The sequence below is a fragment of the Shewanella sp. 10B genome (assembly GCF_023475885.1).
Classification (GTDB): domain Bacteria; phylum Pseudomonadota; class Gammaproteobacteria; order Enterobacterales; family Shewanellaceae; genus Shewanella; species Shewanella mangrovisoli.
Genome location: NZ_JAMDJO010000001.1, coordinates 803,075 through 817,348, shown reverse-complemented (window position 1 = coordinate 817,348; position 14,274 = coordinate 803,075). Strand labels below are relative to the sequence as shown.

The 14,274-nt window shown below is 46.4% G+C and carries 17 protein-coding genes; 9 read left to right on the top strand and 8 right to left on the bottom strand.

The features are described 5' to 3' along the window. Positions 1 to 283: 283 nt before the first annotated feature. Positions 284 to 643, top strand: coding sequence for a DUF2750 domain-containing protein (locus M0415_RS03495; protein ID WP_011072081.1), 360 nt, complete (start codon positions 284 to 286; stop codon positions 641 to 643). Positions 644 to 700: 57 nt separating this feature from the next. Continuing rightward, positions 701 to 1,342, top strand: a complete 642-nt coding sequence (locus tag M0415_RS03490) for a hypothetical protein (RefSeq protein ID WP_249555621.1) — start codon at positions 701 to 703, stop codon at positions 1,340 to 1,342. A 177-nt stretch (positions 1,343 to 1,519) separates the two neighbouring features. On the opposite strand, the gene M0415_RS03485 is transcribed toward M0415_RS03490, so the two are convergent. Both M0415_RS03485 and M0415_RS03480 read right to left on the bottom strand, forming a co-directional pair. Continuing rightward, positions 1,520 to 2,464, bottom strand: a complete 945-nt coding sequence (locus tag M0415_RS03485) for a chemotaxis protein CheV (protein WP_011717385.1) — start codon at positions 2,462 to 2,464, stop codon at positions 1,520 to 1,522. Positions 2,465 to 2,676: 212 nt separating this feature from the next. Then, on the bottom strand, positions 2,677 to 3,291 hold the full coding sequence (locus M0415_RS03480) for a class I SAM-dependent methyltransferase (RefSeq protein ID WP_249555623.1): 615 nt from the start codon (positions 3,289 to 3,291) through the stop codon (positions 2,677 to 2,679). A gap of 96 nt (positions 3,292 to 3,387) precedes the next feature. Here M0415_RS03480 and M0415_RS03475 point away from each other — a divergent pair, with 96 nt between their 5' ends. From M0415_RS03475 to M0415_RS03455, 5 genes are all read left to right on the top strand, one after another. After that, positions 3,388 to 3,945 carry an LON peptidase substrate-binding domain-containing protein gene (locus M0415_RS03475; protein WP_249555625.1) on the top strand — a complete coding sequence of 186 codons (558 nt, stop codon included), beginning with the start codon at positions 3,388 to 3,390 and terminating at the stop codon, positions 3,943 to 3,945. 115 nt (positions 3,946 to 4,060) lie between these two features. After that, the gene (locus tag M0415_RS03470) at positions 4,061 to 4,729 is read left to right on the top strand and encodes a sigma-70 family RNA polymerase sigma factor (RefSeq protein ID WP_249555627.1); all 669 of its coding nucleotides are present in this window, start codon (positions 4,061 to 4,063) and stop codon (positions 4,727 to 4,729) included. After that, a complete protein-coding gene (locus M0415_RS03465; RefSeq protein ID WP_249555629.1) occupies positions 4,722 to 5,417 on the top strand; it encodes a ChrR family anti-sigma-E factor in 696 nt (231 codons plus the stop codon). The genes M0415_RS03470 and M0415_RS03465 overlap by 8 nt, the downstream gene beginning before the upstream one ends. A 534-nt stretch (positions 5,418 to 5,951) precedes the next feature. Continuing rightward, on the top strand, positions 5,952 to 6,125 hold the full coding sequence (locus M0415_RS03460; RefSeq protein ID WP_023265706.1) for a hypothetical protein: 174 nt from the start codon (positions 5,952 to 5,954) through the stop codon (positions 6,123 to 6,125). Between the two features lie 277 nt (positions 6,126 to 6,402). Then, positions 6,403 to 6,663, top strand: coding sequence for a hypothetical protein (locus tag M0415_RS03455; RefSeq protein WP_011717391.1), 261 nt, complete (start codon positions 6,403 to 6,405; stop codon positions 6,661 to 6,663). A gap of 3 nt (positions 6,664 to 6,666) precedes the next feature. Here the strand turns inward: M0415_RS03455 and M0415_RS03450 are convergent, their stop codons facing one another. Further along, positions 6,667 to 7,614 carry a 1-aminocyclopropane-1-carboxylate deaminase/D-cysteine desulfhydrase gene (locus M0415_RS03450; protein ID WP_249556605.1) on the bottom strand — a complete coding sequence of 316 codons (948 nt, stop codon included), beginning with the start codon at positions 7,612 to 7,614 and terminating at the stop codon, positions 6,667 to 6,669. A 284-nt stretch (positions 7,615 to 7,898) separates the two neighbouring features. On the opposite strand from M0415_RS03450, the gene M0415_RS03445 reads away from it, so the two are divergent. Further along, the gene (locus tag M0415_RS03445; RefSeq protein ID WP_011626453.1) at positions 7,899 to 8,306 is read left to right on the top strand and encodes a YccF domain-containing protein; all 408 of its coding nucleotides are present in this window, start codon (positions 7,899 to 7,901) and stop codon (positions 8,304 to 8,306) included. A gap of 62 nt (positions 8,307 to 8,368) precedes the next feature. On the opposite strand, the gene M0415_RS03440 is transcribed toward M0415_RS03445, so the two are convergent. From M0415_RS03440 to M0415_RS03430, 3 genes are all read right to left on the bottom strand, one after another. Then, positions 8,369 to 9,238 (bottom strand): alpha/beta fold hydrolase, encoded by an 870-nt coding sequence (locus M0415_RS03440; RefSeq protein WP_249555630.1) that lies wholly within the window; start codon positions 9,236 to 9,238, stop codon positions 8,369 to 8,371. Continuing rightward, complete coding sequence (locus M0415_RS03435) at positions 9,238 to 10,263, bottom strand: M14 family metallopeptidase (protein ID WP_249555632.1); 1,026 nt, start codon at positions 10,261 to 10,263, stop codon at positions 9,238 to 9,240. The genes M0415_RS03440 and M0415_RS03435 overlap by 1 nt, the downstream gene beginning before the upstream one ends. A gap of 106 nt (positions 10,264 to 10,369) precedes the next feature. Continuing rightward, on the bottom strand, positions 10,370 to 11,122 hold the full coding sequence (locus tag M0415_RS03430) for a substrate-binding periplasmic protein (RefSeq protein WP_088211574.1): 753 nt from the start codon (positions 11,120 to 11,122) through the stop codon (positions 10,370 to 10,372). A gap of 280 nt (positions 11,123 to 11,402) precedes the next feature. Between M0415_RS03430 and M0415_RS03425 the strand changes: the two genes are divergently transcribed. Further along, a complete protein-coding gene (locus M0415_RS03425; RefSeq protein WP_220053307.1) occupies positions 11,403 to 11,669 on the top strand; it encodes a PGPGW domain-containing protein in 267 nt (88 codons plus the stop codon). Positions 11,670 to 12,013: 344 nt separating this feature from the next. On the opposite strand, the gene M0415_RS03420 is transcribed toward M0415_RS03425, so the two are convergent. Together M0415_RS03420 and M0415_RS03415 are read right to left on the bottom strand one after the other, a co-directional pair. Further along, complete coding sequence (locus M0415_RS03420) at positions 12,014 to 13,738, bottom strand: AMP-binding protein (protein WP_249555634.1); 1,725 nt, start codon at positions 13,736 to 13,738, stop codon at positions 12,014 to 12,016. A 128-nt stretch (positions 13,739 to 13,866) separates the two neighbouring features. Continuing rightward, positions 13,867 to 14,247 (bottom strand): DUF6508 domain-containing protein, encoded by a 381-nt coding sequence (locus M0415_RS03415; protein ID WP_249555636.1) that lies wholly within the window; start codon positions 14,245 to 14,247, stop codon positions 13,867 to 13,869. Between the last annotated feature and the right edge of the window lie 27 nt (positions 14,248 to 14,274).

Here is a 14,274-nt window from a genome sequence, read left to right as displayed (position 1 = left end):
TCAACAAACAGGGCAACGGCCAAACATCCACGAAACTATTTTCTCCCCCAGAAAATCGAGCCAGATACTCACCAACAATCAGTAGTCATTATCGGCGCCTCTGCTCGGCACATCCTGACCCATAGCGCCCGCTAACACAATGCTTATCACCACAAATCGCCAGATAAATTCACTTATTGCTCAGTTAACCAACAGCGAAAAAATCTTAGCAAAGAATCCCTTGGACTATCTATCCGTTGCCGTATAATGGACAAGTTAACAGCATACTTCAAAGAGACCTATCATGACTGAAATCAACGCGGCGTTGGCTGGCTTTATCGAAAACGTAAAAGAACATCAAACACTCTGGGGTTTGATGGATGAAACTGGCGAAGGCTGGGTCGTTTGTGACTCGGGCGAGTTCGAAGATACTGATGTTATGCCTTTATGGTCGAGTGAAGCGCAGGCAAAGTCTCACTGCACCGAAGAGTGGAAAGACTACCAAGCGGTGGCCATTAGCCTCGAAGAATTCCTCGAGTACTGGGTATCGGATCTCAACGATGATGGCGTGTTGATTGGTGTTGATTGGCAGAGCGATGAAGACTGCTTAGAGTTAGATCCTATCGTTCTGGCGAAAGATTTAGTTGATGTTGAAGAGGTTTAATTCCATCAACCAAAACAACATGTTTAAGGCATCAAGGGCTGAGGTATTTAGCTCTTGATGTCCGCTTTCCCTTGTATCGACATTCCCTTCGATAAACGTCACCTCTGTTGGTTTTGCGGCGAGCCCTGCAAAGACCGATTGGAATATCAAGCTGAGTCACATGCGCCCCACCCGGCTTTAGCCGTCCCTTGCTGCGCCGAATGCTTAAAACTGGCTAAAAAGCACACCTTAACCTCAATCTGGGACTGCCGAGTGGCGGTTAAAGATGCCCTGATGAGCATTTATGCCAAGCACTTAGCCATTGGGATTAATTGGACAGAGGAAGAGCTAGCCGAGTCTGAATTTTCCTGCAAAGTGTTTGAAGGCTTTAAAAAAAGCGCTTGGATGATGTATCAAATTGCCCGCGACAGGATTAATTTTCCGGGTTGGCCGATACAGCTTGAAGGGGTTGAACTCGAATGCCAGTTAGACAGTACCCGCTTTGTGTTTGATGGGGTGACTTACACCTCTTTACCCGCGGCGATTCATTACTACAGCCAGCAATTCTGCTTAGATCCCGTATTTTTTGCCGAGCTTATCCGATTAGTCGGTAGGCAGAGATTTAACTATGCCCTTAGGCTTGCGCGGATCCATATCGCCGCAGCCAAAGAGATGAAGCGCCAAGTCCTTGCCGATGTTAAAGCCGAACTCAACCAGTAAGCCGTATCGCGGTAAATCGTTTATATCGCAGCAAATAGTCCGAGTTACGGCCAATAGTACGAGCCACAAGTGAAATACTAAAATCGAGTGCAGAAAATAACGAGGCCGCCAATCGCAGGTTGCTAGGGCGGCCCATTGGTTTCACGTGTTATTGAGCAATCAGTTCAATCAGTGGCGTTATTTTCCAATAACTTGTTTTAATCTGTCTTGCACCACTTCCACCAGCAAGTCAGGCTGGAACTTAGAAATAAACCTGTCGCAGCCAACCTTCTCCACCATCGCATTGTTAAAGCTACCGCTGAGTGAAGTGTTTAAAGTGATAAATAAGTCCGACATCGCCTTATCGTTACGCACTTCGTAGGTCAGTTTGTAGCCGTCCATCTCCGGCATTTCGGCATCGGTTATCATCATCAACAGCTCTTGGGCGACATTCTTGCCTTCATCGCGCCATTTTTGCAGTAAATGCAATGCCTGCAAGCCATCGGAGGCTTCGATGATTTCAATCCCAAGTTGGCCTAAGGTCTCACGCACTTGGCGCCTTGCGGTTGACGAGTCATCGACAATCAACACCTTCTTACCGGGCATCTTGTCTAACAGGCTCTCATCCAATACCCCTTCGGAGAGACGAATATCGTAATGGACGATTTCCGCAAGTACCTTCTCGACATCGATAATCGACACCAGTTGCGACTGACCTTGATATTCGATCCGGGTGATGGCCGTGAGGTAATTATTTCGCCCAGCCGTTTTAGGCGGCGGCATAATATCGCTCCAGGTCATGTTGATAATGTGCTCGACCTTACCGACTAAGAAGCCCTGCACACTGCGGTTATATTCGGTGATGATCATATTGGCATCATCTCCCGGAGGCACGGGTTTAAAACCGATAGCCGAACGCAGGTCAATGACGGGAATCGACATGCCACGAATATTCGCCACCCCAAAAATATGGGGATGACTGCCGGGCATAGAATTTAATGGCGGTAACTTGACGACTTCTTTGACTTTAAAGACGTTAATCGCAAATAACTGGGTAGAGTTAATTCGAAACAGCAGCAGTTCGAGCCGATTTTCACCGACGAGTTTGGTTCGTTGATCTACGGTTGCAAGCACGTTTGCCATAATGCGACTTCTCTACTTTGGAGGAACAGCTTTCCTCACCAGTGACGGATTAAGCTAAATTATAGCGGTAAACTCACCATGAGAACCATGCGATAAGTCGATTTTATCTAAAAATTACAATCACTCGGCAATCCTTTATCGTTCGGCAGGCGTCCCGATAAATACGTGATTCGCTTACGGCTATCGCGCATCTATCGCCGCAATTCCCCCCTTTATGCCATGCGTTTTTGGGCCAGCACCATGCCCGAAAGATTGAGAAGATTCCTCTCGCAGAGGATCTCAAATCCCCCTTGGCGCAGCCCTGCTACCCATTCTTGATGGTTAAATCGATTCTGTTGTGGATGCTCGAACAACCGTCGACTCAAGGGATTGCAAATGGCGGCGCGGTATAAATCCTCTACCACAAAGTAGCCGTTGGGTTTTAGCACCCTTGCCACCTCGGCAACCGCCGCTTGCCAATCGGGAATATGGTGAAACACGGCAAAATTGAACACCACATCAAACTGGGCATTTGCAAAAGGCAACGCAGTAGCATCGGCAACACTAAATGCCAATTGGCTTAACCCATAGGGTGAATCATGCCAGCGCGCTTTCGCGGCTGCGACCATCTCAGGGTCAAGGTCGACGGCCGTGACATGCTCGGCCCCAAAATGGTCGCGGATTAACTGAATTCCGTTACCAAAACCACAACCAATTTCGAGGGCGTGACGTAGATAAGGAAGGGGTTTGGGCATCATAGAAGTCAGTAATGGCGCTTCAACATGGTTTTGCAACCAAAAACGCAGCGGATGCTGGACTAACTTTTTCTCGAATGGATTTAACTTCATCTCATTCCCTTAAATGAATCGGTTATTGCTTGGTACACTGATCAAATTCTGTATATGGTACGTAATGATATAGACATAAGTTCACTTGAGGCCACTATGAAATTACCTCTTTTTCCTTTGCCAATCTGTTTATTACCAGAGGGATATACGCAGTTGCGCATTTTTGAACCCAGGTATAAACGCTTAGTCGCTGAATCCCTTAAATCGGCGGATGGTTTTGGCCTGTGTATGACATCGGAGGATGGCAAAACCCTTTATCCCATCGGCACGCTGGTGCATATCATCGATTTTGAAACCTTACCCGATGGAATGCTCGGAATAAGCATTCAAGGAAAACAACGCTTCACACTCGGCGAAATCAGCATAGAGTCGGACGGATTAAAGCGTGCCGAGGTGAAGCTTATCGATAATTGGCCGAGTGCACCGATTGAAGACGATGAGCGTTACTTGAGTGAGATGCTGCAAAACATTCTTAAGGAGTTCCCGCTGCACCTGCAACATTATCAGGTGGAACAATTTGAAGATATCGCCTGGGTTTGCCAACGCTGGTTAGAAATTCTGCCGGTACAAGCAGCCGAGAAATACGCTTGTATCAATGCATTAGATCATCAACTAACACAGGATTTATTACATACTGTCATTCAATCCGCTTAAGTGATCCAACTTCCCGCGAGCCACGTATTGCTCTGTATGCTTATCGAATGTCGGCCCTGACGTAACATCTTTTGTGATGTTCAGACTGGATTGAACCTTAAGTAAAGAGCTAATAATGGAAAATTTTCAATCACATTTAGCGCAAAATCGCTATGATAGGCAGTTATCATCCCCTATCGATATTGCTATGGAAAACGATAGCACTATTTCAACAGCCAATGAGCCAGTCACAGATGCGGATCCTTTAGCGCGCGCCATTCTAAGAGTCGCGAATCAACGGGATAAAGCCGCCTTTGCGGAATTGTTCAGCCATTTTATGCCCAAAATTCGTGCATTCGGTCTGCAACGCTTAAATCAGCAAGGGCTGGCCATGGATCTGGTGCAAGAAACCATGACCTTAGTGTGGACCAAGGCCCATTTGTACAATGCCGACAAAGGCTCGGTCGCGACCTGGGTATTTACCATTATGCGCAACCAGTGTTTCGACATGCTCAGGCGCATCCAACATAACCGTGAAGATGCCTTCGGGGATGATATTTGGCCTATTTACGATGTCGCCGTCAGTCAAGAAAACGGCCCAGATCATAAACTCACCGCCAAGCTACTCGCGCATTTAGATGCCCTGCCCTTGCCTCAACGCCAAGTGGTTCAAGGGATCTATATGCAAGAACTCACGCAACAAGAATTAGCCGATGCCTTAAAAGTCCCGATTGGTACGATAAAATCGCGACTCAGATTGGGGTTAGAAAAGCTGAAAAGCTTTTTGGAGACGCAACATGATTAAACATCATCCCCATACCGATTTGCTATTAGCCCATGCACAAGGCGAGCTGCCGTTGTCTATGTCGATTGCCATTGCGGCCCATTGTGCCCTTTGCCATGAGTGCCAATCGCAAGTAAGCCGCTTTACGGAACAAGCGGCAGAACTCGCCTTTTTAACGCCGAGCCAAACCACTGAACCAGCTTTTATCAGAGAAACCGATACGGCACAAGATGACGCTTGGCAGCAAATGTTGTCGCATATTATGGACTTGCCAGAAGCAACGCCAACTGAAAGCGACTATCTCGCCAAAGCGACGGTTTCCCTAAATCATAAGCATGTGCGCTATGAGATCCCGACAGTCTTTCGTCAACATATCGCTCATCCGTGGCAGCAAATTGGTAAGGTCAGCCGAATGCGTTTCGATGTGGATGAAAGCCACACCCGCGCCAGCCTATTGCACATCGACGCCTTAGGTGAGATCCCGCAGCACACCCATAAGGGATACGAACTGACCCTGTTATTGGCGGGGGAATTTTCGGACATCAACGGGCAGTATGTTCCCGGCGATTTCATCATCTTAGATGGCAACACGCAACATTCGCCTAAAACCCAGTCAGGCTGCCTCTGTTACACAGTGTTAGATGCGCCGTTATATTTTACCAAAGGGCTCAGTAAATTATTGAATCCCATTGGTGAGCTGATTTATTAATCTCGCTGACATTTAAAATAAGCTGGCAGAGTGAATAACCGATAAACGCAAAATTACAACAAAATACCAACAAACTTATTTCCCGCTGAGTAAAAAATAAACTTGCCAGCGGGAATTTTGCTGTTATACTGCCCGCCGTTTTGAGAAGTATCTTGTCGTTATCCTTTTTATATCGATTTGTCCATTCGCGTAAGCAATGACAAAAACGATCCTCACGAAGAAAGCCTACTACAAGTAAGTCCCACAAAAATAATGAGTTAGTGATTTTCTGCATCGACTCAAAAACAGTGAACTATTTAATTAAACCCATGTCATAGTACTGTCACTTTACTATGGTCAACTGGGCTAATTGAGATATTCCATTGACATAATCGCTGATATGCATTAGTTATCAATAAGGCATCTCTTGATTAATGATCATGGAATGGGTAACCTCAAGACTCATTAGTATCATCTTTCGCAATTATGCTAAGGATATTTTATTGTTATAACTTACTCACCCAAGGGTGAATTGAATTAAAAGGAGTGTGGCCTATGTCATACAAAATTAACGGACATGAAATCACAGTGAACTTTCCTGTAGACTCTATTTCAGTTAACAAAACATCCATTGCTTTTACCGATAGACAAGGTAAAAACAAGCAGACTTTTTCAAAGCGTACCGAAGCCTTAAACTTTATGAAATGGCTATTGTCGGCAAATAAATAAGTCTCATTGTGTACTCCTTAGAGTACCCAAAACGGTGTTTAGGTTTATTCGGTTCCCATTTTCCTCGCCATACCGAAGCCTAATTACCGAAATAGATAGCCCAATATCACGATTTGCTATCCCCTTACGTCGAATGACGAACTCGTTTGGTTCAGGCTGTATCTAGCTCACACAGATACGTGCCGAACCAAATGTGTATTCATCTAATCTAGATCAAATTAATCTGTATTTGTCCCTGCTAATATAATCACTCACTCCGTTTGTGAATGTATTTTCTATGTCAAAACCCGATACTAAAACGGCTATGCTGACCTTAATAACCCAGATTAAACAGGTTATTCCGCTCAACTTAGATGAAGCACAAATGTGCCAAGGTGAGTGTTTAGGCTGTTCTAAAAAAATGCTGGAAATGTTGGATGCTGAAATAAGCTACTGGCAATATTCAACCGATACGCCGGGATTGAAAGATCTTAAACATCTGGAAAAGATCGCCACTCGCACCCACAAAATATTAAAGCGCAATAAGTTAGTTGGCTAAATGCTATCCGGCATCGCCCTCACCGTATTTTCGTCTGTATCTTGGCAACATGGTTTGATTTCCTAATAGCCCCCCCTGATGAATATAGAGAATGGAGACATGTTGCTCGCGCCGTAAATAATCCTCTAACACCATAAAGCCTAAGGGATCGTAGAGTAATTCAAATTGCACACCGCTGGCACAGAGTCGTTGCCACATGGCATAAAACTCAGGATAGAGTTTCCCAAAATGGTATTTCTTCCTCACATTCAGAATCTGTGGATGTTCCGCAGCGTTAGGGCTTAGCTCATAAAACTGCTGCGTTAAATACTCATCGCCGCCGACAACGGCGCAGGTAAGCACTCGAATATTCAATTGCTGACGCACAAAATACTGATTTAAAAAGAGTGCCGTTGTTCCTGTACCTGCAGGTAAAAACACCTTGAGATCGGAAATTTGCCGTGACTCAGCCCAAGCAGCTATTTCGGTGGCTAACTGACTGACGCCATATTTCGCATACTTGCAACGCCCACCTTCGGGAATAAACAAAGCCTTAGGCTCAGCAGGCAAGACTTGCTGCTCAATATAATCCTGGCAAGTCCAATTAGGCTCACGATGAAGAGAAGGATTGGCTGCAATCAGGCTTGATAAATCAATGACACGCGTACCATTAGCAATAGCAGCGGCATAGTTACCCGTCGGCAATGTGCGGACATGGCTAGCGATATGATCCACATAAAAATCGCACTGCCAGCCTTTCAGTTTTGCGAGCGCCGACAGTGAATACAGTGAGTTAGCCTGCGCGGAGCCATAACCAATCAGCTTAGTCACGCCAGCAAAATCATGGTCTAGAAAATAGGCAAACTTACGCGCCTTATTGCCACTAAACGCAGGATGCAATAAATCGTCTCGCTTGAGAAATATCTCGCGTCCGGCAAAGGAAAAAGACTCAACAGGACTCTTAGAGAGCAAGCTTTGACTCAACTGGCTATTGGCTAACATGAATACACTCGAAGGAAACAAGGTCGTTAGTGTACCGCGAGCTTGTCTACATCGTCCGTAATTATTAAGCATTTTCGCGAAAATCTAGCATTTTTTACAACGTCACACAGTCATCCATATGAACATCTTACTGATAAATAATGAAAAATATTTTGGCACAATTCTCGCTTATACCATTTAAGTATCAATTAATGATCCTGTGTGTTGGCCAACATCATACCAACACAGATTTAAAATGAGTTAAGGAGTATTCAATGTCGCTTTTACGGTTAATTTTCAATATCGCTTGGTTTGTCCTTGGTGGATTTGTAATGGGACTCGCCTGGTGGCTCGCAGGGATTTTGTGTTTTATCAGTATTATCGGTATTCCCTTCGGCCGTGCCTGCTTTGTCATTGGCGAATTAACCTTCTGGCCCTTTGGGCAAGAACAAATGAATCGTCGCCATTTAACCGGACGTGAAGATTTAGGCACTGGCGCCTTTGGCATGGTGGGCAATATTATTTGGTTCTTGCTGTTTGGGATTTGGTTGGCCATAGGTCATTTAGCCCATGCCCTCGCCTGCTTTGTGACGATTATTGGTATCCCCTTCGGGATCCAACATATCAAGCTGGCGCTACTAAGCCTGACGCCGATCGGGCAAACCATAGTAGCGAAAGCGTAATAACCACAGTAGCGAAGGCGTAGTAATCATAGTCGCTAAAGCGTAAGGCAAATCACTCAGCACTACTCTACGTCAGTAGGTAGTGCTGATAAATAGTTTGGCAGTGACTGCACTAACCTTGCCTCATGAAAGGCGGTTTCCTCATCGAGCAAATCGCCACAATCTGCAAACGACGCACTCCCTTCCCCTTGCTCTAGGCTTATGATTTCGAATAGATAATGCGCCAGTTTAGCTGGCGCATCTATGGTGATGTCATGACCACAATAGGCCAAGACAACCAACTCGACCTTAAACTGTTGTGCTAATGCCCTGCTGGTTTGAATATTCACTAAGGCATCACGATCACCCGATAAAATACTGACGGGCACAGGTAAAGACGCTGGGCAGCGATAACGAAACGCCGCCCACAACTGACGACATGCATTGCTGAAAAATGGCGTCGACTCGTGGCGATATCGGCTCCAACGCTCAATCAAGGCAATATCGCGCCGATGGCGATAGCTGGTTAAGCGCACAATTGTCGATTCGATGGGATGAAGCTGTCGACCACGGCAACGTTTGAGCCAAGCACTCAGGGCATTCAATCCATTAAATCGTTGATACCAAGGCGATAAGTTAGCCGCGCTGCTATTCAATACAAATAGGTGCTTTATCTGCTCCGGGCGCTGCTTAGCCATTTCCATGGCGAGCATGCCGCCCATCGATAAGCCCAGCAGATAAAAGGCTTGTCCCGCTAGTTGCTTATCCAATTGTTGCCACACCGAGCTGGCGTATTCAGCGATAGTTAAAGGGCTGGCTTGGTGAGTGAGGATCCCATTGCCGGGCAAGTCTGGGGTGAAAACTCTGCAACCCCGTTGCCTTAACCTTTGATCGAAGCCATTCCAATGGCGTTGATCCCGCATTAAGCCCCTGAGTAATACCCAAGTTGTCATTAAAAACGCTCCCGATACCAAAACTGCTGCGCACTCTGTGCTAGTTGTGTGAGATGCTCGGGCGTCAGTCCTTCTAACTCCCGTGCGTACGCCGCCTCCATCAAGAACTGCATCAGTACTGTGTGCCGACGTAAAATCCTGTGGTGTCTGTGTGTTTTTTGCGGATTAAAAAAACCCGCAAAATTAAATATTTGCCTTGGATTTTTCTTAATCCATGCCCAAGATCCCATCTCTAACGTTAAGGGTAAGAATGGAATGTTTGCTTGAGGATCTTGGGCATGATGCTGGCGGTACAAGTAATCCCAAATATCACCGTGGGTGCGATAAAACTGGCTCTGGGGCGCAAGCCGATAGTGGCCATGATGGGGATAGCTGGCTTCAAATAATTGCTTTAAGTGATAAATGAAGTGGGCATTTTCAAAGGACGCGCGAGTGTGGGCATAGGGAAACCAGATATGATCCGTCAAACCAAAACCAGAATGCGCATCGAGGGAGATAAGACTGGTGCTTTGTCTAAGCAATTGTTGCACATAGGCCACCAGCCCCGCGGTTTCAAGCTCCATGCCGCCAAGGCCACGAAACCAAGGTAACTTAGAGGAGAGCCGCTGCCCTCCAACCATAAAAGATACTTTTTCACGGGACTCTATTGGCGCATTGCGCATCAAGTCGACCTGATTTCCATTACCACGACTCCCCAGCAGTAACCCGACGGGATTCACCACAGGGACAAAGGCTAAGCGGATGTCCGTTAATAACGCTTGTAGGTGTTTGTCCCACGCAAGGCGCTGTAGCAGGCTGTTAAGCAAAGCTAAAATCACCTGAGAGCCAATCCGTTCCACCCCATGCACGCCGCCGACGAATAACACGGTCGGACAAGGGCGTTCGGTGACGCCTAACTCGACACTGTAGAGCGGAAAATGTTGGTGCCGAAATGGAATGTCCGCAAGAACCTGATATTTGAGTTTAAGATGATGAGTATCAATGAGTTGTGAAAGTGTATCTAACTCGAAGGGAATGTTATTCATATCATCCTAGAAAGTGAAATGAGCATCGACTCATAGCCTTAGGACGATATTAATGGCGAACCACGACACATTTATGACAACAGATTAAGCCAAAGCCAAGCTTCCTTTAGTGGCGTGTCACTTCCTCCTGAAACAACAACTCCCCCATAATGCTCTCAATATCCAGTTGAGCTAAGCCTTGGTCGAAAACATCTCGCCAATGGCGCCCCTCCTCGGTATTACGAAACGCAACATACAGCTGTTTATTGGCAAGCAGTTGTTTATTCACCTGTAATTTATCCGCCAATGGCTGGAGATGAGGCTGCTTTAACAGGTAATAGAGTACGTTGACATCAATCACTGCACCATCGATGCGACCGGCTGCCACCTTCTTGATGTTTTGTTCATCGGAGGTCACGGCCTCGACGGGCTGTGTACCGGAAGCAATCATCAGATCTAGGGAGTCGGTATTCACATAGTCCTTCACCACCCCTAAGGTATAGCGGTTCAGATCGGCTAAGTAGTGCCAGCTGATGGGATGTGATTTTTGCTCAACAATGCCTAATGGACTGATCCCTATTGGTTTTGAAAAAACAAATTTGTCCGTTTCAAAATAATATTCTGGAAAATAGCCAATGTAATCGGAGCTTGGCATGGCCGCCAATTTTATCGCTCGGCTCCAAGGGTAAAAATCCACGACCAGTTGCTGATCCATACGTTCGAAGGCGGCTTGAGCGACCGCGACACTGGCCCCTTGTTGTGCCAGTTGCTGACCAGAATAAGGCGGCCAGAGTAATGAGGTGAGCTTAAGCGTATCGGCAAATGCGCTATTGGCCGTGGCGAAAAGGCAACAGAGCATCAGTAGGCACCAGCGGAACATAACACCTCCATCAAAGGATCATCTGTTTTAATGGATTGAAAAACAAACAATTCATCACATGCTCATCGGTTAAACTCTTTTCAGTATAATCAGCCATGCCTCAAGGTACAGTGAATATTTGTTACATATTTACCCGACAAGAACCTAGCCTAAGCAGAAATGATAAGAGTAGACTGAAACGAGCATCGATATTCACTGTCGTCATGCACGCGGCGAAAAGTGGAAGATGAGGCCAAGCTGGTGAGAGCCAGCTGATGAAGTCAATCTGAGGGGACGCGATATGCCAATTTATTTCAAAGACAGTAAGTTGACTTTTATGCATCCCGCGATGACTCGAACCGTCATTACCGTGATTGGTGCATGTTTTACCTTAGTCGGAGGGATATTTTTACTCTTACCCGGACCGGGACTGCTGTTTATCCTGATAGGACTAACCCTCTTGAGCACCCAGTATCCTTGGGCAAAACGTTGGCTGCGCCTAAGTCAACGACAATTAACTAAGAGTGCGGCTTGGCTCGATAATCAAATTCGCCGCCACCGTCGATAATTTTGAATCTCGACCTAAACATCAACCCAAGCCATCGAACTTGGGTTGATTTATCTTATGTGCCCTTGGGCGTGATGACGTTTTAGGGGGATTTTTACAGCGATATGGCTAACGTTTATGCAAGGCAGAGTCCGTGCTGTGTTGTTATTCTACATAAACGGACGATAACGCAGCAGAAACGCCAGCTAAACACTGCCCGAAGGGTTCGTTTGGCAAGTTAACTCTCTTACTTGGTGTAATAAAAGTGATTCGCCATTCGAGTAGAATAATGACAGGTCATCCTCGTTTCGTGAGCTCAAACTTGCCAGAACGAACAACATTTCATCTCAAAACGTCAACATGCCCTATGCATTAATATCCTCATATAACTCTTGATACATCAGCTCACGCATTTTAAATTTCTGGATTTTGCCCGTGACAGTCATGGGGTATTGCTCCACAAACTTGATGTAGCGAGGCACTTTAAAGTAGGCAAACTTTTCGGTGAGGAAATGACGAATATCCTCCTCTGAAATCGTGGCGCCACTGCGAACCTTGATCCACGCGCACACTTCCTCGCCGTATTTATCACTGTGTACCCCAAACACTGCCGCATCTTGCACATCTTTATGGGTATAGAGTTTCTCTTCAATTTCACGGGGATAGATATTCTCGCCACCGCGAATAATCATATCTTTAATGCGACCAACAATTTGCACATAGCCTTGCTCATCCATTTGCCCAATATCGCCAGAATGCAGCCAGCCTTCACTGTCGATGGTTGCCGCCGTTTTTTCAGGATCGTTCCAGTAACACTGCATTATGCAATACCCACGGCTACAGACTTCACCGGGTGTATTTATCGGCAGCACTTCACCAAATTCATCGACGATTTTCACTTCGGTATGGGGTAAAGCACGGCCAACGGTCAGCACACGCTTCTCTACCGGTGAGTCGATTTCGGTAATGTGATTCAGCGGGCTGCACTCGGTTTGCCCATACCCAATTAACACTTCCTGCATATACATCAGGTTTTGTACCCGGCGCATTACTTCTTCTGGGCAAGTTGCCCCCGCCATAACACCGGTACGCAGCGAGCTTAAATCAAAGCGTTTAAATTCGGGGTGCTCTAACTCGGCAATAAACATGGTCGGTACACCGTGCAGTGCGGTGCAGCGTTCACGTTCTACCACCTCTAGAGTGGTCAGCGGATCGAAGGAGTCCCCAGGAAAAACCGCCGCCGCGCCCTTAGCAAGGCACACTAAGCTCCCGAGTACCATGCCAAAGCAATGATATAAAGGCACTGGAATACAGAGCTTATCCTCACAGGTAAACTTCATCGCCTCGGCCACTAAGTAGCCATTATTCAGGATGTTATGGTGCGATAATGTCGCACCCTTCGGGCTGCCTGTGGTGCCAGAGGTAAATTGAATATTAATGGCATCATAAGGGCTAAGTGATTCGGCGATTTGCTCTAGCGCAGCCTTGTCATCGGCCGTCACCTCAACCAATAAATCATCAAAGTTCAACATGCCGGGAGACTGCTCAGCCCCCATGCGGATCACAAACTGTAACTCGGGCAACGCCTTGGCCTGCAATTGCCCTGCGGCGCACACCTTAAGCTCTGGCGCTAACTCGTAGAGCATCTGTAAATAGTTACTGGACTTGAATTTATCGGCGCAAATCACCGCCCTACAGCCCACGTTAGTTAGCGCATATTGTAATTCTTCAGGCCGATAAGCGGGGTTGATACACACCATGATGGCGCCAATTTTGGCGGTGGCGAATTGGGTTAGACACCACTCAATATTATTGGGCGACCAAATGCCCACGCGATCCCCAGGACCTATGCCAAGTTTGAGTAAACCTGTGGCCAAAGCATCAATTTGTGCAAGGTATTGGCGGTAATTCCAGCGGATATCTTGATGATTCACGACAACGGCTAACTGTTCGGGATAAACGTTAGCGATATCGTTAAGATACTGTCCTATGGTTTTCTCAACGAGCTCTGGGGAATTAGGCCCCCGGAACTCACTGTATTTGAGAGGATGAGTGGCTTGATTTGTTGCTTGAGTCGTTGAAACAGACATTAAGGCCTCCGTGCTTTTTTATTATGGTTAGCGGGATTCAAACTAACCAATCCTCGGAACATGTCACAAGTAAAAAAGCACGGTATTAGACTAAAGAGTAAGGATGTTCTGTTACTCGAACGTCTTGATTAACGGGTAATAAACGCTACCTGTTTATCGGAAGTTACCACCTCTAAACGCTGCAAACGCTCCATAATCGCCAGCAATACCCCTTGGCGGCGCATATTCTCTAACACCCCAGGGCTGAACACTTCGAGGCGAGTCATCGCAGTTAATAACAGGCGGCATTGCGCGACACTGGCATCACGGATATAAGCAGGTTTATCAACTAAGTAACTGTTGTTATACCAATAATCCCAAGTGAAATTTGCCAGCAACCAGCCCTGAGTAGTTAAATCGCTGATAAATTCCAACATGCGATCGCGGTGCAGGCTCACATCACCCGCGGTAAAATCTTTAAGGTATTTAGTGTATAGGCCACTGTCTGTGGTCATTGCTGAAGTTTCCATAGCACACCTCACTGTCTCAACATCACT